Source organism: Pseudomonas sp. PS01303, assembly GCF_029959385.1.
Taxonomy (GTDB): Bacteria; Pseudomonadota; Gammaproteobacteria; order Pseudomonadales; family Pseudomonadaceae; genus Aquipseudomonas; species Aquipseudomonas rustica.
Genome location: NZ_JASCPK010000010.1, coordinates 51,056 through 74,638, shown reverse-complemented (window position 1 = coordinate 74,638; position 23,583 = coordinate 51,056). Strand labels below are relative to the sequence as shown.

Annotated in this window: 25 protein-coding genes; 10 read left to right on the top strand and 15 right to left on the bottom strand. The window is 60.8% G+C overall.

The window, feature by feature from the left end:
* Positions 1-154 precede the first annotated feature (154 nt).
* The 3 genes from rhtB to QMX93_RS06250 form a co-directional block, all read right to left on the bottom strand.
* Positions 155-787 (bottom strand): homoserine/homoserine lactone efflux protein, encoded by a 633-nt coding sequence (rhtB, locus tag QMX93_RS06260; protein WP_282353684.1) that lies wholly within the window; start codon positions 785-787, stop codon positions 155-157.
* A gap of 166 nt (positions 788-953) precedes the next feature.
* Positions 954-1,535: a mechanosensitive ion channel family protein gene (locus QMX93_RS06255; RefSeq protein WP_016985893.1), complete on the bottom strand. Its 582-nt coding sequence runs from the start codon at positions 1,533-1,535 to the stop codon at positions 954-956.
* Positions 1,535-3,445, bottom strand: coding sequence for an ATP-binding cassette domain-containing protein (locus QMX93_RS06250; protein ID WP_053124941.1), 1,911 nt, complete (start codon positions 3,443-3,445; stop codon positions 1,535-1,537). Before QMX93_RS06250 ends, QMX93_RS06255 begins: the two co-directional genes overlap by 1 nt.
* A 50-nt stretch (positions 3,446-3,495) precedes the next feature.
* Between QMX93_RS06250 and QMX93_RS06245 the strand changes: the two genes are divergently transcribed.
* Positions 3,496-3,957 (top strand): TIGR02444 family protein, encoded by a 462-nt coding sequence (locus QMX93_RS06245; protein ID WP_282353681.1) that lies wholly within the window; start codon positions 3,496-3,498, stop codon positions 3,955-3,957.
* On the opposite strand, the gene QMX93_RS06240 is transcribed toward QMX93_RS06245, so the two are convergent.
* Complete coding sequence (locus tag QMX93_RS06240) at positions 3,954-5,186, bottom strand: AlgP family protein (RefSeq protein WP_282353679.1); 1,233 nt, start codon at positions 5,184-5,186, stop codon at positions 3,954-3,956. The two genes, QMX93_RS06245 and QMX93_RS06240, sit on opposite strands and share 4 nt — an antisense overlap.
* 193 nt (positions 5,187-5,379) lie before the next feature.
* On the opposite strand from QMX93_RS06240, the gene QMX93_RS06235 reads away from it, so the two are divergent.
* Positions 5,380-6,045 (top strand): FKBP-type peptidyl-prolyl cis-trans isomerase, encoded by a 666-nt coding sequence (locus QMX93_RS06235; RefSeq protein WP_159814381.1) that lies wholly within the window; start codon positions 5,380-5,382, stop codon positions 6,043-6,045.
* A 58-nt stretch (positions 6,046-6,103) separates the two neighbouring features.
* On the opposite strand, the gene QMX93_RS06230 is transcribed toward QMX93_RS06235, so the two are convergent.
* From QMX93_RS06230 to QMX93_RS06200, 7 genes are all read right to left on the bottom strand, one after another.
* Positions 6,104-6,562, bottom strand: coding sequence for an Rsd/AlgQ family anti-sigma factor (locus QMX93_RS06230; RefSeq protein WP_053124949.1), 459 nt, complete (start codon positions 6,560-6,562; stop codon positions 6,104-6,106).
* A gap of 184 nt (positions 6,563-6,746) precedes the next feature.
* On the bottom strand, positions 6,747-7,298 hold the full coding sequence (locus QMX93_RS06225) for a disulfide bond formation protein B (protein WP_053124951.1): 552 nt from the start codon (positions 7,296-7,298) through the stop codon (positions 6,747-6,749).
* A gap of 219 nt (positions 7,299-7,517) precedes the next feature.
* On the bottom strand, positions 7,518-8,756 hold the full coding sequence (locus QMX93_RS06220; protein WP_282353669.1) for a heme biosynthesis protein HemY: 1,239 nt from the start codon (positions 8,754-8,756) through the stop codon (positions 7,518-7,520).
* Positions 8,753-9,895 carry a uroporphyrinogen-III C-methyltransferase gene (locus QMX93_RS06215; RefSeq protein ID WP_212546200.1) on the bottom strand — a complete coding sequence of 381 codons (1,143 nt, stop codon included), beginning with the start codon at positions 9,893-9,895 and terminating at the stop codon, positions 8,753-8,755. The genes QMX93_RS06220 and QMX93_RS06215 overlap by 4 nt, the downstream gene beginning before the upstream one ends.
* A 16-nt stretch (positions 9,896-9,911) precedes the next feature.
* Positions 9,912-10,673: a uroporphyrinogen-III synthase gene (locus tag QMX93_RS06210; RefSeq protein ID WP_282353666.1), complete on the bottom strand. Its 762-nt coding sequence runs from the start codon at positions 10,671-10,673 to the stop codon at positions 9,912-9,914.
* Positions 10,670-11,611, bottom strand: coding sequence for a hydroxymethylbilane synthase (gene hemC / locus QMX93_RS06205; RefSeq protein ID WP_159814389.1), 942 nt, complete (start codon positions 11,609-11,611; stop codon positions 10,670-10,672). The genes QMX93_RS06210 and hemC overlap by 4 nt, the downstream gene beginning before the upstream one ends.
* A gap of 138 nt (positions 11,612-11,749) precedes the next feature.
* Entirely contained in the window at positions 11,750-12,496 is a 747-nt protein-coding gene (locus tag QMX93_RS06200; protein ID WP_282353661.1) for a LytTR family DNA-binding domain-containing protein, read from the bottom strand.
* Between the two features lie 472 nt (positions 12,497-12,968).
* Between QMX93_RS06200 and argH the strand changes: the two genes are divergently transcribed.
* Positions 12,969-14,363: an argininosuccinate lyase gene (gene argH, locus QMX93_RS06195; protein ID WP_282353659.1), complete on the top strand. Its 1,395-nt coding sequence runs from the start codon at positions 12,969-12,971 to the stop codon at positions 14,361-14,363.
* 106 nt (positions 14,364-14,469) lie between these two features.
* On the opposite strand, the gene QMX93_RS06190 is transcribed toward argH, so the two are convergent.
* Positions 14,470-15,129, bottom strand: a complete 660-nt coding sequence (locus QMX93_RS06190; RefSeq protein ID WP_282353655.1) for a glutathione S-transferase — start codon at positions 15,127-15,129, stop codon at positions 14,470-14,472.
* Positions 15,130-15,252: 123 nt separating this feature from the next.
* Between QMX93_RS06190 and QMX93_RS06185 the strand changes: the two genes are divergently transcribed.
* The 3 genes from QMX93_RS06185 to QMX93_RS06175 all read left to right on the top strand — a co-directional run bounded on the left by QMX93_RS06185 (position 15,253) and on the right by QMX93_RS06175 (position 19,010).
* On the top strand, positions 15,253-15,543 hold the full coding sequence (locus QMX93_RS06185; protein WP_053124965.1) for a hypothetical protein: 291 nt from the start codon (positions 15,253-15,255) through the stop codon (positions 15,541-15,543).
* 196 nt (positions 15,544-15,739) lie between these two features.
* Complete coding sequence (locus tag QMX93_RS06180) at positions 15,740-15,985, top strand: TIGR02647 family protein (protein WP_008084565.1); 246 nt, start codon at positions 15,740-15,742, stop codon at positions 15,983-15,985.
* Positions 15,986-16,166: 181 nt separating this feature from the next.
* Positions 16,167-19,010, top strand: coding sequence for a class I adenylate cyclase (locus tag QMX93_RS06175; RefSeq protein WP_282353652.1), 2,844 nt, complete (start codon positions 16,167-16,169; stop codon positions 19,008-19,010).
* 7 nt (positions 19,011-19,017) lie between these two features.
* Here the strand turns inward: QMX93_RS06175 and rnk are convergent, their stop codons facing one another.
* The 3 genes from rnk to cyaY all read right to left on the bottom strand — a co-directional run bounded on the left by rnk (position 19,018) and on the right by cyaY (position 20,261).
* Positions 19,018-19,437: a nucleoside diphosphate kinase regulator gene (gene rnk / locus QMX93_RS06170; protein ID WP_053124969.1), complete on the bottom strand. Its 420-nt coding sequence runs from the start codon at positions 19,435-19,437 to the stop codon at positions 19,018-19,020.
* 268 nt (positions 19,438-19,705) lie between these two features.
* Positions 19,706-19,924: a DUF1289 domain-containing protein gene (locus QMX93_RS06165; protein WP_082341499.1), complete on the bottom strand. Its 219-nt coding sequence runs from the start codon at positions 19,922-19,924 to the stop codon at positions 19,706-19,708.
* A 4-nt stretch (positions 19,925-19,928) separates the two neighbouring features.
* On the bottom strand, positions 19,929-20,261 hold the full coding sequence (gene cyaY / locus QMX93_RS06160) for an iron donor protein CyaY (protein ID WP_008084571.1): 333 nt from the start codon (positions 20,259-20,261) through the stop codon (positions 19,929-19,931).
* A 318-nt stretch (positions 20,262-20,579) separates the two neighbouring features.
* Here cyaY and QMX93_RS06155 point away from each other — a divergent pair, with 318 nt between their 5' ends.
* Genes QMX93_RS06155 through QMX93_RS06140 form a run of 4 tightly spaced genes read left to right on the top strand, consistent with a single transcriptional unit; the run spans position 20,580 to position 23,583 of the window.
* Positions 20,580-20,753, top strand: coding sequence for a lipoprotein (locus QMX93_RS06155; protein WP_082341500.1), 174 nt, complete (start codon positions 20,580-20,582; stop codon positions 20,751-20,753).
* Between the two features lie 9 nt (positions 20,754-20,762).
* Positions 20,763-22,010: a diaminopimelate decarboxylase gene (lysA, locus tag QMX93_RS06150; RefSeq protein WP_159814397.1), complete on the top strand. Its 1,248-nt coding sequence runs from the start codon at positions 20,763-20,765 to the stop codon at positions 22,008-22,010.
* A 3-nt stretch (positions 22,011-22,013) separates the two neighbouring features.
* The gene (gene dapF / locus QMX93_RS06145; RefSeq protein WP_053124973.1) at positions 22,014-22,844 is read left to right on the top strand and encodes a diaminopimelate epimerase; all 831 of its coding nucleotides are present in this window, start codon (positions 22,014-22,016) and stop codon (positions 22,842-22,844) included.
* A gap of 13 nt (positions 22,845-22,857) precedes the next feature.
* The gene (locus tag QMX93_RS06140) at positions 22,858-23,583 is read left to right on the top strand and encodes a DUF484 family protein (protein ID WP_053124974.1); all 726 of its coding nucleotides are present in this window, start codon (positions 22,858-22,860) and stop codon (positions 23,581-23,583) included.

Genomic DNA, 23,583 nt, shown 5'->3' with positions numbered 1-23,583 from the left:
CCGTTGGGCTGCGCAGCGGCCCCCTCTTTTAAGATCAAGAGGGCCCGCTGCGCGAGCCAACGGGGATAAATCCCCTCGCCACAAAAGCTCACTCGCCAGACCGGGCAATAAAAAAGGCGACCTCTTGAGGTCGCCTTTTTTGTGCCTGAGCGCTTTAGGCGGCTGCTTTGCGCAGCGTCGCCATAAACGCCGCCGCGCCGATGAACAGCCCGGCAAACGTGCGGTTCATGCGTTTCTGCTGCTGCGGTGTGCGCAACAGGCGTAGCACCTTCGACGCCAGACCGGTGTAACCCGCCATCACGATCAGGTCGACACAGACCATCGTCACGCCAATCACCACATACTGAATCAGCAGCGGCGCATGCGGATTGATGAACTGCGGCAGCACCGCGAGCATGAACACCAGGGCCTTGGGGTTGCTGATGTTCACCAGAAAGCCACGGAACACCAATGCCAGCGGCTTGCCGATCGGCCGCACCGCCGCGTCATCGCTCATGTCCATGGGCTGCGCGCGCCATTGCCTGATCGCCAGATACACGAGGTAAGCGACACCAAACCATTTGATCGCGTGGAAGGCTGTGGCCGAAGCGGTCAGGATCGCGCCAACACCGGCGCCGACAATCGCGATCTGCACGGCCAGACCGATTTGCAGGCCGAGCGCGTTCCAGTAACCACGCCAGAAACCGTATTGCAGACCGCTGGACATCGACGCAATGGCGCCAGCCCCCGGGGACAGACTGATCACCCAGCAGGCAGCAAAAAACGCCAGCCATGTTTGAAGCTCCATCGCACACCTCGACTCATGCTGTAACAAGTTGTCAAAGCTAATGCTGTTTGGGGCTAAAAGCAAAAGATCGCAGCCTTCGGCAGCTCCTACATGGGAATGCGATCCCTGTAGGAGCTGCCGAAGGCTCGGGCCGCGATCGGACGATCTTTTGATCTTGCTTGAAACCCTACTTCTCAAACCCGCTAGACGGAAACACATCCGTCCCACGCCAACGCCGCACCGAGCGCTGGAAGAACAAACTGTTCGGCACCTGCACCATCGCGCTGCCAGTCCCCAACTCTTCCGCCTCGATCAGCGTGGTGTAGAGCAGATTGATCGCCACCACCCGGCCCTTCACCCCAGGCTTGTCCGTGGTGTCGACCAGTTCAACGATATCCCCCAGCCGAAACGGCCCGACCGTGAAGATCAGAATCGCGCACAGCAGGTTCGACAGCACACTCCACATCGCGAAGAACGCGACCGCCGCTACCGCGACGAAACCCGACAGCGCCGTCCACAACACCGTGGCCGAAACACCGAGGCGCTCCAAGACGAAGATCAGCGCGCTGCCCATGATCAGCCAGCGCAACACGCCGCGCAGCGGCATCAGCAACTGCGGCGGGAACGGATAGCGCTCGCCCAGTCGGGTCAGGCCTTTGGCAACGAAGCGCTGGGTGAGATAGCCGGCGAGCAAGATCAGCAGAATCTGCACGGTAAACCAGATCGGCTCGACCCACACCGCCGGCAGCGGCAGCTTGAACGCCTCCATCAGGACAGCGCCTCCAGCTCCGCCTGCATGCTTTCCAGCACCTCGAGGGCTTCCATCCACGCCTCTTCCAGCTCGCCTTCGCGAACCTTCAGTTTGGCCTGTTCGGCGAGCAGATCACGCAATTCGTTCTTCCGTGCTGGCTCGTAGATGTCGCTGTCGCCGAGGCTGGCATCGACCTTGGCGAGCTTCTCGTGGAGCTTGCCCAGTTCAGCTTCAAGCTTGTCAGCTTCACGCTTGTGCGGTGCCAGTTGCTGACGCAGAGCAGCGGCAGCCTGACGCTGAGCTTTCTTGTCGGTCTTGTCCGGGTTGACCGGAGTGTTGCTGACCGGCGCGTTGCGCTGACGGTATTCCACCAGCCAGCGCGCGTAGTCTTCGAGGTCGCCATCGAATTCTTCGACCTTGCCGTCCGCGACCAGGTAGAAGTTATCGGTGGTGCTCTTGAGCAAGTGCCGATCGTGAGATACCACCAATACCGCGCCGCTGAATTCCTGCAGCGCCATGGTCAGCGCCAGGCGCATTTCCAGGTCGAGGTGGTTGGTCGGTTCGTCGAGCAGCAGCAGGTTCGGGCGTTCCCAAGCGATCAACGCCAAGGCCAGACGCGCCTTTTCGCCACCGGAGAAATTCAGCACCGGCTCATCGATGCGCGCGCCACGGAAGTCGAAACCGCCGAGGAAGTCGCGCAAGGTCTGCTCGCGTTCGCTCGGCGCCAGACGCTGCATGTGCAGCAACGGGCTGGCCTTGGAGTCCAGCGAGTCGAGCTGATGCTGGGCGAAGTAGCCGACCACGGTGTTTTCACCACGGGTCAGGCGCCCGGCGATCGGCGATAGCTCACCGGCGAGGTTCTTGATCAGCGTCGATTTACCCGCGCCGTTTGGCCCGAGCAGGCCGATCCGCGCACCTGGGGTCAGTTGCAGCTTGACCTTCTCGAGGATGGTTTTGTCGCCGTAACCGAGGCTGGCATCGGACAGGTCGATCAGCGGGCTGGAGATCTTCGTCGACTCGCGGAAGACGAAGTCGAACGGCGAATCGACGTGGGCCGCCGACAGCTCTTCCATGCGCTCCAGCGCCTTGATCCGGCTCTGCGCCTGACGGGCCTTGGTGGCTTGCGCCTTGAAGCGGGCGATGTAGCTTTCCATGTGCGCACGCTGCGCCTGCTGCTTCTCGTAGGCCTGTTGTTGCTGGGCCAGACGCTCGGCACGGGCGCGCTCGAAGGCGCTGTAGCCACCGCGGTACAAGGTGATCTTGCGCTGATCGACATGCGCGACGTGATCGACGACTTCGTCGAGGAAATCACGGTCGTGGGAAATCAGCAGCAAAGTGCCCGGGTAGTTTTTCAGCCACTCTTCGAGCCAGATGATGGCGTCGAGATCCAAGTGGTTGGTCGGTTCGTCGAGCAGCAACAAATCCGACGGGCACATCAACGCTTGCGCCAGGTTCAGACGCATCCGCCAGCCGCCGGAGAAATCCCCGACCTGACGATCCATCTGCTCGTTGGTGAAACCGAGACCGGCGAGCAACTTGCGCGCTCGCGCATCGGCGGTGTAACCGTCGGCGCTGTCGAGTTCCGAGTGCAGACGGGCCTGAGCGGCACCGTCATGCGCCGCTTCGGCGGCAGCGAGGTCACGTTGCACCTCGCGTAGACGCAGGTCGCCATCGAGCACATAGTCGACGGCAAGGCGCTCGAGCGTCTCGATTTCCTGGCGCATGTGGGCGATGCGCCAGTCAGCCGGCAAGAAGCAATCACCCGAATCGGGGTGCAGTTCGCCCCGAATCAAGGCGAACAGGCTCGATTTGCCGGCGCCGTTGGCACCGATGAGGCCAGCTTTGTGGCCGGCGTGCAGGGTCAGCTCGGCGTCTTCTAGCAGACGTTGCGGGCCACGCTGTAAAGTCAGGTTCTGAAGTCGGATCATAATGGCGGCGGAGTCTACCAGCTTCGCTCACAACTGGCGCGAGTAGCACGATGTCCTCTGACCTGTGGAGCTTTTCCCTTGCCACCTACGCCCGTCCGGGTGTGGAAGACGCCTGCCTGCAACTGCAAACGGCGGGCGTGAACGTGTGCCTGCTGTTGTGCGGTTTATGGCTGGAGCAACGCGGGGTGACCTGCGATGAACAACGCATCAGCGAACTTCAGGCGCTGACCGCGCCATGGGATATCGAAGTGGTGCAACCGCTGCGGACACTGCGTATGCAATGGAAAGCACGGGCGGTGGATGACGCGGTGTTGAAAGGCATGCGCGAGCAGATCAAATCACTTGAGCTGGAAGCTGAGCGAGCGTTGCTGTCACGGCTTGAAGGTGTGGCGCAGGAATGGACGCGAAACGATGCAGGTTCAATGACCTGGCTGGAAGGCTTGGCCGGCACCGCAGCCAACCCGAACCGCGACGCGCTGCAAGTGCTGCGCGTCGCGGCGACCGGCGTTTAGGAAGCGCTGGTTGGGTTGTTGCTGGTGCTCGACACAGCGGCTGGCGATGGCGCAGTCGATGGCGTCGAGGTCGTAGCGGCTGGAGCAGGTGCCGATGGTGCAGCCGACGCTGCCGGTGCGGCAGGTTTGGCGGCAGGCGCGGTAGCCGGTTTGGCGGCAGCTGGTTTGGCAGCGGCTGGCTTTTTAACGGCTGGTTTTGCGGCCGGTTTAGCGGCTGGCTTGGCGGCTGGCTTGGCGGCTGGTTTTGCAGCAGCAGGCTTGGCAGCAGCAGTCGCTGGTTTGGCAGCAGCGGCCGGTTTAGCGGCTGGCTTGGCTGCCGGTTTGGCGGCGGCTTTCACGGCTGGTTTGGCAGCCGGTTTTGCAGCAGCTTTGGCTGGCGCTTTTGCCGCAGGCTTGGCTGCTGCTGGTTTAGCGGCAGTCTTGGCAGCGGGTTTTGCAGCGGCAGTTTTAGCAGCAGCTTTGGCGGCCGGTTTAGCAGCGGCGGTTTTCGCTGGAGCAGCTTTGGCAGCGGCTGGCTTCGCAGCTGGTTTAGCAGCAGCGGCACGGGTAGCCGGCTTGGCAGCGGCAGTCCGCGCAGCAGGTTTTGCCGCTGCGGTTTTAGCTGCTGGTTTTGCAGCGCTCGCCGCAGCAGGTTTTTTCGCAGCAGGTTTTGCAGCCGCTTTGGTAGCTGGTTTTGCAGCGGCTTTCACCGGTGCTTTTGCAGCAGGCTTGGCAACGGATTTAGCAGCCGCTTTTGCAGCAGGCTTGGCCGCCGCAGTTTTCGACGGAGCTTTGGCTGCAGCAGGTTTTGCCGCAGCTTTCTTCGCCGGTGCCGCTGCTGGTTTGGCCGAGCGAGTCGACAATACCTTGCCCACTGCTTCTTGAACGCGGCCAACACCCTGGGCCAGTTTCAGGCTTTCCTGGGCATCGCGCTTGAGTTGCAGAATGTAGCTGCGGGTGTCGGACTGACGATCCTTCAGCGCATCGAGCAGGTCTTCCAGTTCTTTCACTGCGCCTTTGGCTTTGGTCTGTGCCTTGGCTTTACCGGCAGTGGCTGCGTCCTGCAATTTGGTGCGGGATTTGTGCAGTTTTTCTTGCGCCTTGCCGCGTTGCTTTTCCAGCTTGGCGAGCAGTTTTTCAGCATCAGCCAAGGCTTGCGAGCAAGCGTTTTCCAAATGCTCGAGCAGGCTGCCCGAGAGTTGTTGGAGTAAGTGCAACGGAGTGTTTACAGGCTTCTTGGTGGCCGACATGGTTTACCTCCTGGCTGACGTGAGTGCGGCTCATACTAGACCTCTGCTGACACCGCCGCTAGGTCATGTTGACAGTATCGAAACAGTTGCGTTGCAACGAAGTGAAAATGTTCTGCACAAAGGCAAAAGCAGTTCACCGTTGCAGACGTTTGCGCTGGCATAATCCAGCGCAATTCAGGACGGAGCAGTGACCATGTCGCGCTACTTTTTTTTATCCCTCTGCGTGATCTTTTCTGCAGCCCACGCTGACGAAAAATCCACTGCGAACGATGCTCACGATCTGGCCTACAGCCTCGGCGCCAGCCTGGGTGAACGGCTGCGTCAGGAAGTCCCGCAGCTACAGATTCAGGCATTGGTCGAGGGCTTGCAGCAGGCGTATCAAGGCAAGCCGCTGGCGCTGAGTGAAGCGCGTATCGAACAGGTTCTGGCCGATCACGAAGCGCAAAATGCCGAGCACTCGACACAGCCTTCGAGCGATGCCGCGATGGAAAATGAACAGCGTTTTCTCACCGCTGAAAAAGCCAAACCGGGCGTGAAGGAATTGGCCGATGGCATCCTGCTGACCGAGCTCGCGCCAGGCACCGGCACCAAGGCCGGCCCGGATGGAAAAGTGCAGGTGTTGTATGTCGGTCGCTTGCCGGACGGCACCGTGTTCGATCAGAACACTCAGCCGCAATGGTTCAACCTCGACAGCGTGATCGCCGGCTGGCGCAGCGCTTTGCAAAACATGCCGGTGGGGGCGAAATGGCGTTTGGTGATTCCATCGGATCAGGCCTATGGCGCTGATGGTGCCGGCGACTTGATCGCACCGTTTACACCGCTGGTATTTGAAGTGGAGTTGCGCGGCGCGAGCAGTTGAGCAGGCAATAAAAAACGGTGCGCTTTGGGCGCACCGTTTTTTTGATCAGAGAAAAGAATCAGGCCTGAACCGGATCTTCTTCCTTGTGTGCTGTGTGCAGCACTTCAATCAGGCAGTCTTCGAGTTCGAAGCGCTCGTGCAGCAAACCACCGAGCTCCTTGAATTTCTCGGCAACGCATTTGCCTTCATCGCAAAGGTCATTGAACGCGAGCAGCTTCTCGGTGATGACGTCGATGCGCGGGTAGATTGTCTCGGCGAGCTCCAGACCGCGTTTGTCGTTGAACGCCTTGGCTTCGCCAGTCAGCTGTTCGTAGATTTCGAAGTGCCCGGCCGACACATAATCGACCAGCACGCCGCAGAATTCCTGCAAAGGCTTGCGGCTCTCGGACAGCGACTCAGGCTGTGCACCGAGATTGTCGTAGGCACCGATCAGATCTTCACGCTCTTGCAACCAGCGGTCGATCAGCAGATGAACTCCACCCCAACGTTCCTGAGCATTCTGACAACTTTCGAGCATGGCGATCTCTCTTCCCTTGTGGGTCATGCTGCTCTACACCCGCGCCTCTCTTCTGGTTTATCGCTTGGAGGGCGGCCGGGCAGAGCGTCATCGAGCAACATAATTCCAATGACACGTGCGGGCCAGATTATGCCCGCGCGCCTATGGCATCAAGGTACGCAGGAGATAAAGTTCATACAAGTGTTTAATCCCTGACCAGCCCTTGGTGCGACGCTTCGCCGCTGAGCGGTCGTTGCAGAGCGTTGCAGACCAGCCGCAGCAGTTGATAAAACGCCAGAATCGACACCCCGACAAAGAACAGCAAACTCCATTCCGGGATGCTCAAATCGAACAGCGTCCAGGAAATTTCGGCGCAATCGGCGCTGCCGTTAAACATCCGCAGCGTCGCACACAGCCACGGCAAACGGCTGAAAAGGGTCTCGGGATCGGGCGAACATTCCACCAGTTGCAACAGCGGATCACTCTGCAACAGCACCTGCCGCCAGGCCGCGGTCGTGCCCACCAGACTGGCACCCAGCGCCGCCAGCCAATAGAGCGACAGACCGACACGTTGCGGGCCATGCACCGCCGCCAAACCGCAGACGGCCGTCAGCAGCGTCAGGAACAAACGCTGCACCAGGCACAGGCTGCACGGCGCCAGCCCGATCGCGTATTCGAGGTAATAGGAAGCTCCCAGGGCAACGGCCCCCGCAGTGAAAGCCATGAAAAACAAGGAGCGTGAGCAGGCCAACGACATGGCTTTTCCGTAACAGTAGAGACAGGTAGTTACGGTAGAGGAAAGCGCGCAAGCCTTTCAAGGCAAGGGGCTGCCGACACTTCGGCAAAGGTGTAGGGAAAACCCGACAGGGCAGGAAGGAAATGAAGAAGGCGCTCGTAGGACTTTGCCTCTGGCGCCCATTTGCGAGGAATTATTCGGTCGGGAAACCTACACGAGGGAGCGAACTCCCTCGTCGATTCAGACGCGCGCCGGCACCGGCAATGGCGCCGCGAGCAGGCGTTCATCGAGCAGGCCAAGGCCTTCCTGGAACAGCTGATTACTGCGATCGGTATCCCCGAGCTGCGCCAGCAGACGCGCCAGCTCCGCACAGGTTTCCGGGTTGCGCTGCACGCGCAGGCTGCTTTCCAGATAGTCGCGCGCCTTGCCCCACAGACTGGTCTGCAGACACAGACGACCCAGGGTCAGCAGCAAGCTCGGATCATTTGGATGCTCCTTGAGCCAGCCTTCAGCGGTCTGCAACTGACGCGCCGGATCGCTGCCGCGCACCAGACCATAGAGGCGCGCCAGATGACTGTCGTACTGGCGCTTGAGCGCGGTGCGCAGCACTTCTTCCGCCTCGACCTGAGCGCCCAGCTGACGCAGTTGTTCGGCGTAGGCCAGCACCAGCGGCGCTTCTTGACGCTGAGCCGAAGTGAGTTGCTGCCAGGCCCGTTGAAGCGACTGCAACCCCACGGTGCCGTCTTCTTCGCGTTGCGCAGCCAGCGAGAGGTTTTCACCCCAGGCACGACGCTCCAGTTCAGACAGTTCGGCTGGCGGCAGCACTTTGTCTTTGCGCAGCTCTGGCAGCAGGCGAATCACCGCCGACCAATCGCCGCGCTGCTGATGCAGGCGATGCAATTGGCGCAGGGTTTGCGCGTTGTGCGGATGGCGTTCGTGCATGGCTTGCAGGGTGACCAGCGCACCGTCGGTGTCGCCACGATCGGTCTGCAACTGCGCATGACTCAGGGCAATCGCCAGCTCGGCTTGCGGCTGACGCTCCAGTGCGCGCTCCAGCAGACGATCGCATTCTTCGTAATTGCCTTGCTCATTGGCCGCACGGGCGGCTCCGAGGTAGTACAGCAGTGGCTGGCGCTCGGCCTCGGCGGCGCGAGAAAGATGCCGCTGCGCACTGGCCCAACGACCTTCGGCGAGATCCAGCTGACCGTGCTCGATCGCCACTTGCACACGACGGCTGCGATTGCGTCGCGACCAAGGATTGACCACACCGCTGGAAGCCATCACCAATTCAACCAAGGCCTTGATGCCCCAGATCAGCAGCCACAACACCGCGATCAGCCCGAGCGTTGCCCACAGGCTCGCTTCATAGCGGAAGCTCTTGTAGGCGATCAGCACGTAACCGGAATGCTGCGCCACCGCAAACCCAAGCGCTGCCGTCGCCGCGATCACCAGAAACACGATCACATACAGGCGTTTCATGGCGTGGCCTCCTGCGCAGCATTCGCGGCAGGTTTGGCGAACGGTTTCACCGATTCTTCAGCGTTGACGTTACGGCGTTCGAGATAGCCTTGCACTGCACTCAGGGTGCCGGTCATGTCCGGCGTGTTGACGGTGACCGGTTCTTTGCTCAGCTCGCCAACCTGTTCCAGCATCACTTTGCTTTGCGGGTTGTCCGGATTGAAATTGCCTTTGAGCACATCACGCGCTTCGGCCATGGCCTGTGTGTACACCGGCGCCTGACCATTGAGGGCCGCCCACTGCGCCTGCTCCAGGGCCAGGCTCAGGGCCAGGCGCACTTGGCTCAGACTCTGCCCGGCCAGCAGCGGCCGCACGTTTTTATCCGCATTGAAATCGATGCGGATGTAACGCGAGACCTGATCCCACCACTGCGCCCAACGACTGGCGCCGTCACCGTCAGCCGTCAAGCCCAGCAGCGATTCGCCGCGATCCTTGTACTCCGGCGCCAGCTCAGTGAGGCCGACCACCTGATCACGCAACGCGCCGATGCGCAGGAACAATCCGGTGCGATCCGGCTGCTCGGTGCTGCGCAGGGCGACGAGGGTTTTGGCCACTTGCTCGCGGGCCGCGAAGGCGCCCGGATCGTTCTGTTCGCGGAGGATTTCGTCGGCACCCTGCACCAGCGCCTGAGCGCTGCTGATGTCCTGCAACGCTGAAAGACGCAGGCTGGCCAAACGCAGCAGATGCTCGGCCTCGGCCAGACGCCAGTCCTTGCGACTTGCGCCGAGGACGGTTTCCAGACGTTGATTGAGGCGCTGCTGATCGCCCTGAAGTTGCGTCACCAGACGCTGGCGTTCGGCAAGTTCGTCGGCGCCCGGCAACTGCGCAAGGCGCTCGGTCAGGCGCTGCTCGTTGAGCTTCAGGGTCTGCGCCTGATCGTTCAGCGCCTGCACTTCACCCGACTGCGCTTGCGTGTTGGTCTGCAGGTGACGCACCTGCCAGACACCCCAGCCACCGATCGCGACGCCGGCTGCGCCAAGCAACAGGGCGACGATGGCCAGTCCATTGCCTCGGCGCGGCTCTTTGGCCGGCGGTGGAGTTTCAACCTGAGCATCGATCACAGGCTGGACATCATCTTTAGGCAAGGCTGTTTCGCTCACGTATCCATCCTTTGCATTAGAGAACGGGCCCGGGATTTTCCCGTAACGCCGTCAGCAAAGCCGCGGCATTCGCGCCGCGGCAATCCACAACTGTTTGAGCCCCGGCGGCACGTGCCAGCTCGGCGACTCTCGGGCTAGGTACAAACAACGGCAATAGCGCAATTTCCGGCCAGGCATCGCCGGCCATTTCGCGCAGGTGCTCAAAACCCTGCCCACTGCTGACCACCAGCCCGTTCAAGCGTTCCGCTTGCAACCGCCGTGGCAGCTCTTTCGGCGCGTACGCTGGCAGGTCGCGTCGATACAATTCCAGATACTCGACACTAGCACCTAGCGCGCGCAGACGCTCGGCGAGCAGCTCGCGCCCGCCCTCGCCACGCAGGATCATCACCTGCGCGCCGGGCTGGCTGACCGCTTCACGCAGACGCGGCAATTGCAGCAAGGCTTCGCTGTCATCACCATCGTCCGGGAAGCTCACGTCGAGGCCATGCTCGCGCAGAATCTGCGCGGTCGCTGCGCCGACGCTGAACCACGGCATCGTCAGCGACGATGAATTGCCGAGCAGATCCAGCGCAATGCGTGCCGCCGGTTTGCTGACCACAATCACCGCGCTACAACTCTGCAAGCGCGCCATCGCCTGACGAATATTGTCAGAGACCGGCAGCGCAACAATGTCCAGAAGCGGCAAGCAGCTACTGAAAACACCCTGCGCCGCCAACGTCTCCGCCAGCGCCGCACAGTCTTCCGCAGGGCGCGTCAGCAGCAGGCGCCAAGCGGTCACTCGTGACCTGCCTCGCCATAGACTGCCTTGAGAATCTCGGCTGCGCCCTGGCTCAGCAAGTCTTCGGCGACCCGCACGCCCAACGCTTCGGCGTCGGCACGCGGTGCGCGAGCTTCAGCGCTGAGCAGCAAGCCACCGCTCGGCTCGCCGACCAGACCGCGCAACCACAACTGCTCGCCTTCCAGCACGGCGTAGCAGGCGATCGGCACTTGGCAGCCGCCATTCAGATGCTTGTTGAGGGCACGTTCGGCGGTCACGCGCGACGAGGTGTCGGCATGATGCAGCGGTGCGAGCAAGGCGTGGATTTCAGTGTCAGCGCTGCGGCACTCGATGCCGACCGCGCCCTGGCCACCGGCCGGCAGGCTGTCATCGACACTGATCGCCGAGGTAATGCGTTCTTCGAAACCGAGGCGGATCAAACCGGCCGCGGCGAGGATGATCGCGTCGTACTCACCGGCATCGAGCTTGGCCAGACGCGTGTTGACGTTACCGCGCAGGAAGCGGATTTGCAGATCCGGGCGACGCGTCAACAATTGCGCCTGACGACGCAGGCTCGAGGTGCCGACAATGGCGCCCGCAGGCAACGCATCGAGGCTGGCATAGGTGTTGGAAACGAAGGCATCACGCGGGTCTTCGCGCTCGCAGATGCAGAACAGACCGAGACCTTCAGGGAAGTCCATCGGCACGTCTTTCATCGAGTGGACGGCGATGTCGGCTTCGTTTTCGAGCAGCGCGGTTTCCAGTTCTTTGACGAACAGACCCTTGCCGCCGATTTTCGACAGTGGCGAATCGAGCAGCTTGTCGCCGCGACTGACCATGGGCACCAGCGTCACCAGCAGGCCCGGATGGGCCGCTTCCAGACGGGCTTTAACGTATTCGGCCTGCCAGAGGGCCAGCGCACTTTTACGGGTGGCGATGCGGATTTCGCGAGAGGACATGGATCAATCCGTACTGAATAGATACGGCGGATAATAACAGCTCAGCCAAATCCACTTTGACTTGAATCAGCCTCGGCGCGGCCTCCCTGGCCCGCCATGCCCGGTGAAAAGAACAGTGAGCCGCCGGAAAAGTCCGGCTTACAGGCCCTGCATCATTTTGCGTACGCCGGCCACATGCCGACGACTGACGATCAGCGCATCACCATTGAGGCCTTTGAGGAACAGCTGAAAATGCCCCAGCGGCGTGCGTTGCAGTCGTTCGATGCGGTCGCGGGCGACCAGGGCGTTGCGGTGGATCCGCACAAAGCGTTCGCCGAATTCATCTTCGAGAGCCTTGAGCGGCTCATCAAGCAGCACTTCGCCGGCCTCGTGGCGCAAGGTCACGTATTTGTGGTCGGCAATGAAATAGACCACCTGATCCAGCGGAATCAGTTCGATGCCTTTGCGGGTGCGGGCGCTGATATGGCTGCGCGGGCCGGTGCCACTTTCGGCAGCGGGACGGGTCAGGGCCGAGAGTTGCGCCCGGTTGGGACGTTCTGCCCGTTTCAGGGCGTCATGCAGATGTTCAGTTCGCACGGGTTTCACCACATAGCCCACGGCGCTGGCCTGCAGGGCTTCCACGGCAAATTCATCGGGGCTGGTGCAAAACACCACGGCGGGCGGCGTTTCTCGTTCGCACAGACGGGCAGCGACTTGCAGGCCATCGAGGCCTGGCATGCGGATATCGAGCAAAACGATATCCGGCTTGTGGCTGTCGATCAGTGCCAACGCCTCCTCGCCATTCGTGGCGCTGGGCTCCAGAACTGTATAACCCTCGAGCTCGCTCACCATTAGGCTGAGGCGCTCGCGAGCCAGTGGTTCGTCATCAACGATCAGGACATTCATATTGCGCTGGATTCCTGCGTGAGTCTCGCACAAGGATAGCGTAGACAGGTGAAGTGACGTCCGTCACCGCGATCCACGCTAAGACTAGCCCGAGCGCCAAAAAGTGCCGTACGTCGGCCAGCAATATTTGCCAGAGTCCGCGTCGTACCGCTCAAAGCCCGCTGTTTCTCGCGTTTTTCGCAGGGATTGCCGAAGGACAATTACACCCACCCCCTCTTCTTATAGTCGGCGACCAGACCTTTGCGCGATCCAAAGTCGCGCCGACCCTTATGTCCTACTGTAGACGCTCGTCGGGCCGATATTGCTCAATCGAAAAATATCCTTACGCAAATCCCCCGGGAGCAGTGCCGACTATGGCCGGTTCGATGAGAAAAAAACGTATCGACCAGTGTCAACGACAGGATTGGCAACCCTGTTATTATCCGCGCCAGCGTTTCACGCCTTTTTTCTTCAAGCCGATACGAGCGAATTCATGAGCACTGACAAGACCAATCAGTCCTGGGGCGGCCGCTTCAGTGAACCCGTCGACGCCTTCGTCGCCCGCTTCACCGCCTCCGTCACTTTCGACCAGCGCCTGTATCGCCACGACATCATGGGCTCGATCGCCCACGCCACCATGCTGGCCAAGGTCGGCGTGCTGACCGATGCCGAGCGCGACAGCATCATCGACGGCCTGAACACCATTCAGGGCGAAATCGAAGCCGGCCAGTTCGACTGGCGCATCGACCTCGAAGACGTGCACATGAACATCGAAGCACGCCTGACCGATCGCATCGGCGTCACCGGTAAAAAACTGCACACCGGGCGTAGCCGTAACGACCAGGTCGCCACCGACATCCGCCTGTGGCTGCGTGACGAGATCGACCTGATCCTCGCCGAAATCACCCGTCTGCAAAAAGGCCTGCTGGAGCAAGCCGAGCGCGAAGCCTCCAGCATCATGCCGGGCTTCACTCACCTGCAGACCGCGCAGCCAGTGACCTTCGGGCACCACATGCTGGCCTGGTTCGAAATGCTCAGCCGCGATTACGAGCGCCTAGTCGACTGCCGCAAGCGCACCAACCGCATGCCACTGGGCAGCGCTGCGCTGGCCGGCACCACCTACCCGATCGACCGCGAATACACCGCGCAACTGCTCGGCTTCGATGCCGTCGGCGGCAACTCGCTGGACAACGTTTCCGATCGCGACTTCGCCATCGAATTCTGCTCGGCCGCGAGCATCGCGATGATGCACTTGTCGCGTTTCTCCGAAGAGCTGGTGCTGTGGACCAGCGCGCAGTTCCAGTTCATCGATCTGCCGGATCGTTTCTGCACCGGCAGCTCGATCATGCCGCAAAAGAAAAACCCTGACGTGCCAGAACTGGTGCGTGGCAAGACCGGCCGTGTGTTCGGTGCCTTGATGGGCCTGCTGACCTTGATGAAAGGCCAGCCGCTGGCCTACAACAAGGACAACCAGGAAGACAAAGAGCCGCTGTTCGACGCCGCCGACACCCTGCGCGACTCGCTGCGCGCCTTTGCCGACATGATCCCGGCGATCAAACCGAAGCACGCGATCATGCGTGAAGCGGCGCTGCGTGGTTTCTCCACCGCGACCGACCTGGCGGATTATCTGGTGCGTCGCGGTCTGCCGTTCCGTGATTGCCACGAGATCGTTGGTCATGCGGTGAAATACGGCGTGGACACTGGCAAGGATCTGGCCGAGATGAGCCTGGAAGAACTGCGTCAGTTCAGCGATCAGATCGAGCAGGATGTGTTTGCCGTGCTGACCCTGGAAGGCTCGGTGAATGCCCGCGACCATATCGGCGGCACTGCGCCGGCGCAGGTCAAGGCTGCTGTAGTTCGCGGTCAGGCGCTGATCGCCAACCGCTAACAGAAAAAGCCAAAAGCATCGCGAGCAGGCTCACTCCTACATTGGAATGCGTTCCCCTGTAGGAGTGAGCCTGCTCGCGATAGCTGCCTTCAACTCACTACAAACCTCACTTCTTGGCAGCGATCATCGCCAAAAACGCTGGCATCGCCGCTTCTTTGTCCGCCGCAATCTTCTGCACATGCGGATTCTGCTCCAGCCGCTCCAGTAGCGCCTTCGCCTGCGGCATCTCCGCCAGCAAATCGATCCCGAACAGTTTATGCCCGACCGCACAGGCCAGCGGCACGCTGTAGAGGAAGTACAAATCGGCAATGCTCAGACTGTCGCCCGCCACGTACGGGGCGAATTTGCCGTGACGGCCCAGTGCGGCAAAACCCAATAGCAATTCAGTCTTGGTCTTTTCCTTGATCGCGTCCGGCAAGGTCATGCCGAAGAACGCTTCGCCGTAACAGGCGCGGCCCGGCAATTCGATGTACAGCTCGATTTCCTTGGCAATCGCCAGCACTTGCGCACGTTCGAACGGATCGCTCGGCAGCAGCGGCGTGCCTTTTTGGGTTTGCTCCAGGTATTCGAGGATGATCGCGGTTTCGTTGATGAAACCGGCGTCCACGCCCAGCACCGGGACTTTGCCGCGCGGGCTGATGGCCAGTGATTCCGGGGTCGGTGTCGGGTAGAAGGTGACTTCTTCGAACGGCAGGCCTTTTTCCAGCAGCGCCAGTTTGACCATGTTGTAGTAGTTGCTGACTGAGAATCCGTAGAGCTTGAGCATCACATAGCCTCCAGGCCGTGCGGGGTGGGCAGTGCCTGTTTATAGATCGCTCAGGCCAATCCCGCCAGCAGCATCACGCCGCTGAATGCGGGTAAACTGGCGCCTTTCCTTGAGGAGCCTGCCATGAGCGAGCCGACAGACATCGACAATGACAACGACGAAGAAGAGTTCACCGAAGCGACGTTGATCGAAGCCATCGAAAACCAGATCGAAAGCGACAACCCGCCGGCCGCCAAAGCGACGTTCAACAAACTGACCCTGGTCGGCGTCGAGCGCGAAGAAATCCTCAATCTGATGGCCCACGTGCTGGCCTACGAGATTGACGCGATGCTCGATGAAGACCGCGCATTTGATACTGAATGGTACGAAGCGGCCCTGCGTGCACTCCCTGAGTTGCCACCAGAAAAAGCCTAAGATCAAAAGATCGCAGCCTTCGGCAGCTCCTACACAAATCCCCTGTAGGAGCTGCCGAAGGCTGCGATCTTTTTTATGGGGACTACACTGGAATCCGCCTCACGACAAAATCCCTGATCTGAGCACTGGACATGCCGCAAAAGCGGGTTCACCTTAGGGGCGCTGTCGTCTAATTCCTAGAAAGTCTGGAGTCCTTATGTCGCTTACCCCTGAGTTGGTTGCCGAACTGGAAGTCCTCGCACTCTTTCCCCTGGACAGTTCCCAGGAAGGTTTGAAAATTCATCAGACCGCTGCCCCGAAACATATTTCTGCCGCCAAACGCCTCTTTGAAAAAGACCTGACGGATCAGCCCGATGGCGGTTATCTGACCAGCCTCGGTCGCGATGCTGCGCAAAATGTGCAAACCGTGCTGACCATTCTGAGAGAGCAAGAAACCGCCTGATTCCACCCGACTTCGCCCACGGGAACTCCTGCCACGGGATTTCCGCGGGCCTGTGCGGGCGAAACGATAGAAATCTGACGTCAAAAACAAATTCAGCTTAAAAGTCCCGCTGCCCTAAGGCTAAACTGCCTGACATTCCGAGACCCTCTACGTCCGAGCCTGCGAGCCGGTTTGAGCTGACATGACGCGCACCCACGAAATCCGCCCCGACCTGGACGAGGGAATTGACCGCAAGGTTCTCAGCCAGCTGCGCGCGCGGTTTCTCAAACTCAATGAAGGCCGCCTTGGCCGCGCCCTCGAAGGGTTGTCGCCGCGCCAACAAAGCGTGCTGACGCTGTTGCCGCTGTTCTTCCACGTCAATCATCCGCTGCTGCCGGGTTACGTCTCGGGCAGTGCGCCGGCCGGCCTGTCGAATTACGAGCCGGACGCCAATGTGCTCGCTGAAGCCCAACGCCTGACTCGCTCGTTTTCTTATAAGCCGCGCCACGGCAGCAACCCGCCGCGACCGATTCACGGCCTGTTCCTGATGGGCAGCCTCGGCACGCTGGCCCAGGCCGATCAAAGCGACATGGACGTGTGGGTCTGCCACGCGCCGGATCTGAGCGAAAGCGAACTCAGTGAGCTGAGCAAGAAATGTCAGTTGCTCGAAGCCTGGGCCGCGAGCCAGGGCGCCGAGGCGCATTTCTTCCTGATCGACCCGGTGCGCTTCGTCAAAGGTGAACGCGACAACCAGCTCAGCTCGGAAAACTGTGGCACTACCCAGCACTACCTGCTGCTGGGCGAGTTTTATCGCACGGCGATCTGGCTGGCCGGGCGCACGCCGATCTGGTGGCTGGTGCCGGTTTACGAAGAAACCGCCTACGACGTTTACACCCACACCCTGCTGTCGAAGCGCTTTATTCGCGCCGACGAAACCCTTGATCTTGGCCATCTGGCGACGATTCCGCCGGGGGAATTCATTGGTGCCGGGTTGTGGCAGTTGTTCAAAGGCATCGAGTCGCCGTACAAATCGGTGCTCAAACTGCTGCTGACCGAGGTCTACGCCAGCGAGCATCCGAAAGTGCAGTGCCTGAGCCTGCGCTTCAAAAAAGCCGTGTTCGCCAATCAACTGGATCTGGATGAACTGGATCCGTACATGGTCGTGTACCGGCGCATCGAGGAATACCTCAAGGCGCGCAATGAGCCGGAGCGTCTGGAACTGGTGCGGCGCGCGCTGTACCTGAAAGTCAATCGCAAGCTCACCGGCAACAGCCGCACGCAGAGCTGGCAGCGCTCGCTGCTCGAACGTCTGGCCAGCGAATGGCATTGGGATCAGCGGCAGCTGGCGCTGCTCGATAGCCGCAGCCAGTGGAAAGTTCGTCAGGTCAGCGCCGAACGCCGCGCACTGGTCAGCGAGCTGAATTACAGCTATCGCTTCCTGACCCAATTCGCCCGCACCGAGCAAACCGTCAGCCTGATCAACAAGCGTGACCTCAATGTGCTCGGCCGACGGTTGTACGCCGCGTTTGAACGCAAGGCCGACAAGGTCGAGTTCATCAACCCCGGCATCGCCCCGGATCTGGCCGAAGACACCCTGACGCTGGTGCAGTCGCGCAACAAAAAGGAACCGGGGCAAACCCAGTGGGGCCTGTACAACGGCAGCCTCACCGCGCAGGAATGGGAGCATTTCGCACCGATCAAACGCAGCCGCGAGTTGCTTGAACTGCTGACCTGGAGTCATCGCAACGGCGTGATCGACAGCAGCACGCGCCTGGCGCTGCACCCCGGCACCAGTGACATGAGCGAGTTCGAACTGTTCAACCTGCTCGGCAGCCTGCAACAGTGCATCGCCCTGCCCTTGCACACGGTCGACGAAATCCCGTTGCTGCGCGCCGCAGTGCCCAGCGAAGTGCTGATGCTGGTCAACGTCGGCATCGACCCGCTCAAGCATCACCGCGACCTCAACATCCTGATGACCACCGAACGCACCGACTCGCTGAGCTACGCCGGCGTGCGCGAAAATCTGGTGCTGACCCTGGATCAGGTCACGCTCAACAGCTGGAACGAAGTGCTGGTCAACCGTTTCGACGGCCCACACGCCTTGCTCGACTGCCTGCGCGACTACCTCAACAACCTGCCGCGCGGGCCGCAGCAACCGAAATTGAAGGTGCGCTGCTTCTGTCACAACCGTGCGCAATTTATTGCCCGCCGCGTCGAAGAGATCGTCGACACCGCGCAGAACCTGCTGCTCAGCGGCCTGAATCATCGTTACCTGATTCAGGTGCAGCAGCACTATCACGTTTTGGAATTGGTGCCGGGCCAGGTCAACCACGTCGCCCTCGCCACGCTGCCGGCGTTGCTCGATTACCTCGGCGAAGAACAGCCGCGTTATAGCCCGCTGCATCTGGATCCGATGGCGCTGGAGGAGCACGACCTCGCCTTGATCCTGCCGATGGGCCAGCCGGAATGCATTCAGGTGTTCTACCGGATCACTGAGCAACAGGCCGAGTTGTACGTGCTGGATGAATTCAATGCGCTGTGGCTGCAGCGTTTGCCGTATCACGATGAGCAAAGTCTGCTGGTGCCATTGCAGCGTTTTCTGCAATCGATCCTGTTCCGCCGCGAAGCCGTGCTGCCGATGGACGCAGGCCCAGACGCTGCCCTCGAAACTTTGTATTACCAGTTATTGCCATCGGGCCCCGGGCGCGCGCGCCGGGTCGAAGCACGGCCCTCGCCGCAGACGCCAGTCAACAAACCGTTCTACGACGTGCAGGCGATCGTCGGCAAAGCCGCACCGGGTGAAGTGCAGGTCACTTTGTATTGCAATCAACGGGAATTCAGCGAGCTGGAACATGGCGACCAGCTGTTCAGCGTGGTCGCCCGGGAGATCGTCGAGCAGCGTCGCGAGACCGAGCGCTACCGCTGCTACATCACCGACCTCGACCTTTCGGGCCTGCTCGGTGACGGGCAGAGTTCAAGCAATTTGTATCTGCGCTACAAGGCTGACCTGGAGCGCGCACTGAACGAGGCGCTCGAACAGGTCTGAGGCAGGATTACTCGGGGAACGCGCCACCGTTGGCCGGTTGCGATTCGACTTCGAGCAAGGTCAGTTTGAGAGTCTTGCCACCCGGCGCCGGCCAGTCGATGTGCTGACCGACTTTCAGCCCCAGCAGCGCACTGCCGACCGGCGCCAGAATGGAGATCTTGCCTTCGTCAGCGTTGGCATCCTTGGGATAGACCAGCGTCAGGTGGTAATCCTTGCCGCTGCCTTCTTCGCGGCAATGCACGCGCGAATTCATGGTCACGACATCGGCGGGCACTTCATCGTGGCCGACCACGGTGTCGGCGCGATCCAGTTCGGTTTGCAGCGCAATCACGCCCGGCGCAGCCTGGTCTTTCTCGTTCAGGTTGTCGATCAAGCGCTCCAGACGTTGCACGTCCAGACGGGTAAGGGTGATGGAAGGTGCGGTCATGATCCGGGCAGACTCCTTTCTTCTGCACATAAAAAGCAAAACCCCGCCAAAAAAGACGGGGTTTTCACCGTGCCTCGGTGGTTTGAGGCGTCTGCGGACACTATCACAGCTCAAAAAATATACAAGCCACCCTTCCCCAGCCCCCACTTATCCATCCGGGAACCTTTGTGGCGAGGGGATTTATCCCCGATGGGTCGCGCAGCGGCCCCAGGCTTTTGAGACTGCTGCGCAGTCTGTCGGGGATAAATCCCCTCACCACAGGATCGAGTCAGGCTTGAGTGCGGCGCTCGGTGGCTTGGGCGCAGATGACCCGCCGGCGCTGATCATCTGCCGAGCGCCATTCGCGAATGTCTTCAACATGCCGAAAGCAGCCCAGACAAACCTTCTGCTCATCCAGCCGACAAACCCCGCTGCACGGCGAAGGCACGGCCGCGCTGACATTGCTGTAAAGCGGCTTCGGCGGACGAACGGGAGCGGTATCAGTCACGGAATCACAGACCTTCGAAATCGAAATCGGCGCCGGCCTGCTGCTTGACGATGCGCTCGAGCATTTCGCCCAGTTGTTCTTCGCTCTTGTCGCACATCCAGCGCTCGCTTTCTTCGTCGTAGTCGAAGTGGAAACCACCGGACACGGCCGCCAGCCATAGCTGACGCAGCGGCTCCTGACGGCTGAAGATCAGCTGCGAGCCGTTTTCGAACTTGACGGTGAGCACACCGGCAGAGTTCTCCATGTCGATATCCAGGTCGCTTTCATCAAAGATGTCTTCCAGTTTTTCCTGGGTTTCATCGACCAGATCGTGGAAACGGGCTTCGGACAAACTCATTGCGGCAACCTCAAAAAATGTTCTGATCAGGCTCAAGCGCCGAAAGATACGGACGCTTCCGGCCGATTGCAAAGATTAACGACCAAGCACCCTCACCACCCTTTGTAGGAGCAAAGCTTGCTCGCGAACGCGGTCAATCATTCAACAATGATGCTGACTGATACAACGCTTTCGCGAGCAAGCTCTGCTCCTACAGGGGATTGCGGCGATCCGGGCTGCTTTGGGCAAGCCCCGCCGGACGGGAAGGCCATCACATAGGCAAGCTGCCGGGTGGCCGGTATACTCCGGCGCAATTAACGCATTTTCAAGGATTTCGCCATGAAGCGCCTGATCTCTTCCCTTGCTGCGCTCGTCGCGGTTGCCTGCCTTGTTTCGGCCTGCGGTCAAAAAGGCCCGCTGTACCTGCCCGATGACACTCAGGATCCGGCCGAGCAAGCCAAATCGTCGCAAAAACAACCGGCTTCCAAAGCACACAAGCACGACGTTTATTAAGGGATCGCCATGGACGCTTTTAACTACCGTGGCGGGGAGCTGTTTGCGGAAGGTGTGGCGCTGTCCGCCATCGCCGACCGCTTCGGCACCCCTACCTACGTTTACTCGCGCGCGCACATCGAAGCGCAGTATCTGGCTTACGCCGATGCGCTGGCCGGCATGCCGCACCTGGTCTGCTTTGCGGTCAAAGCCAACTCCAACCTCGGCGTTCTGAATGTCCTGGCCCGTCTCGGCGCCGGTTTCGACATCGTTTCCCGGGGCGAGCTGGAACGCGTGCTCGCCGCTGGCGGCAGCGCTGACAAGATCGTCTTCTCCGGCGTCGGCAAGACCCGTGATGACATGCGTCGCGCCCTCGAAGTCGGCGTGCACTGCTTCAACGTCGAATCCACCGACGAGCTCGAGCGCCTGCAAGTCGTGGCTGCCGAGCTGGGCGTTCGTGCGCCGGTTTCGTTGCGTGTGAACCCGGACGTCGATGCCGGCACCCACCCGTACATTTCCACCGGTCTCAAAGAGAACAAGTTCGGCATCGCCATTGCCGACGCCGAAGACGTGTACGTGCGCGCCGCGCATCTGCCGAACCTCGAAGTGGTCGGTGTCGACTGCCACATCGGTTCGCAACTGACCACGCTGCCACCGTTCCTCGATGCGCTCGACCGCCTGCTGGATCTGGTTGATCGTCTCGGCGATTGCGGCATTCACCTGCGCCACATCGATCTCGGTGGTGGTTTGGGCGTGCGTTATCGCGATGAAGAGCCGCCATTGGCTGCCGACTACATCAAAGCCGTACGCGAGCGTCTTAACGGTCGTGATCTGGCGCTGGTGTTCGAGCCGGGCCGTTTCATCGTTGCCAACGCCGGCGTGCTGCTGACCCAGGTCGAGTACCTCAAGCACACTGAGCACAAAGACTTCGCTATCGTCGATGCGGCGATGAACGACCTGATCCGCCCGGCGCTGTATCAGGCGTGGATGGACGTTACCGCGGTCAAACCGCGTGACACCGCTGCGCGCAAATACGACATCGTCGGCCCGATCTGCGAAACCGGCGACTTCCTCGCCAAGGATCGCGAATTGGCTCTGGCCGAAGGCGATCTGCTGGCCGTGCATTCGGCCGGTGCCTACGGTTTTGTGATGAGCTCCAACTACAATACCCGTGGCCGTGCCGCTGAAGTGTTGGTAGACGGTGATCAGGCTTTTGAAGTGCGTCGCCGCGAGACCGTGGCCGAGCTGTTTGCCGGCGAAAGCCTGCTGCCGGAGTAACCCATGCTGCTGCGTTTTACTAAAATGCACGGCTTGGGCAATGACTTCATGGTTCTCGACCTGGTCAGCCAGCACGCGCATATTCAGCCAAAGCACGCCAAGCAATGGGGCGACCGCCACACTGGCATTGGTTTCGACCAATTGCTGATCGTCGAGGCGCCGAGCAATCCGGACGTGGATTTCCGTTATCGGATCTTCAACTCCGACGGCTCGGAAGTTGAGCAGTGCGGCAACGGTGCACGCTGCTTTGCGCGCTTTGTGCTCGACAAGCGTCTGACCGCCAAGCGGCAGATTCGCGTCGAGACCAAGGGCGGCATCATCGAACTGGACGTGCGTAACGACGGCCAGATTGGCGTGAACATGGGCGCCCCGCGCCTGGTGCCGGCGGACATTCCGTTCGACGCACCGGCGCAAGCCATCAGCTATCAACTGGAAGTCGATGGCACCACGGTCGAACTGGCCGCTGTGTCGATGGGCAACCCTCACGCGGTACTGCGCGTGCAGGACATCAACAACGCGCCAGTGCATGAACTGGGGCCGAAAATCGAACATCACCCGCGCTTCCCCGCGCGCGTGAACGTCGGTTTTCTCCAGGTCATCGACCGCAACCGCGCGCAACTGCGTGTGTGGGAACGTGGCGCCGGGGAAACCCAGGCCTGCGGTACCGGCGCATGCGCGGCGGCGGTTGCGGCCATCAGTCAGGGGTGGATGGATTCGCCGCTGTTGATCGACTTGCCCGGCGGGCGTCTGTCCATTGAATGGGCAGGCCCTGGCCAACCGGTGCTGATGACCGGTCCGGCAGTGCGTGTATACGAAGGACAAGTGCGTCTTTGAGTGAGCAAAAACCATGACCGATAAGCCTCAGGTACCCGCCCGACAGTCCGACGAATCAGCGTCCGAGAGCCTGGAGGCGGCAGCGGTTGCTGCGTACCTTGAGGCGCATCCGGACTTCTTCGTCGAGCACGAAGAACTGCTGCCCGCCCTGCGCATTCCACACCAGCGCGGCGACACCGTTTCGCTGGTCGAACGGCAGATGACCATCCTCCGTGATCGCAACATCGAGATGCGCCACCGCCTCTCGCAGTTGATGGACGTCGCCCGCGACAACGATCGCCTGTTCGACAAAACCCGTCGCCTGATTCTTTCCTTGATGGATGCCAGCAGCCTGGAAGACGTGGTGATCAGCGTCGAAGACAGTCTGCGTCAGGATTTCCAAGTGCCTTTTGTCAGCCTGATTTTGCTCGGCGACAACCCGGCACCGGTTGGCCGCTGGGTCACCCACGCCGACGCCCAGGTCGCCATCGGCGGCTTGCTCACCGAAGGCAAAAGCGTCAGCGGCAGCCTGCGCGAACATGAGCTGGACTTCCTCTTCGGCGAAGAACAGCGCAAGCAGATCGGCTCCACCGCCGTCGTCGCGGTCAGCCATCAAGGCATCCACGGCATTCTGGCGATCGCCAGCCGTGATCCGCAGCACTACAAGAGTTCGGTCGGAACGCTGTTCCTCAGCTACATCGCCGAAGTCATGGGTCGCGTGTTGCCACGGGTCAACAGCTCCCTGCGCTCGGTACGCTGA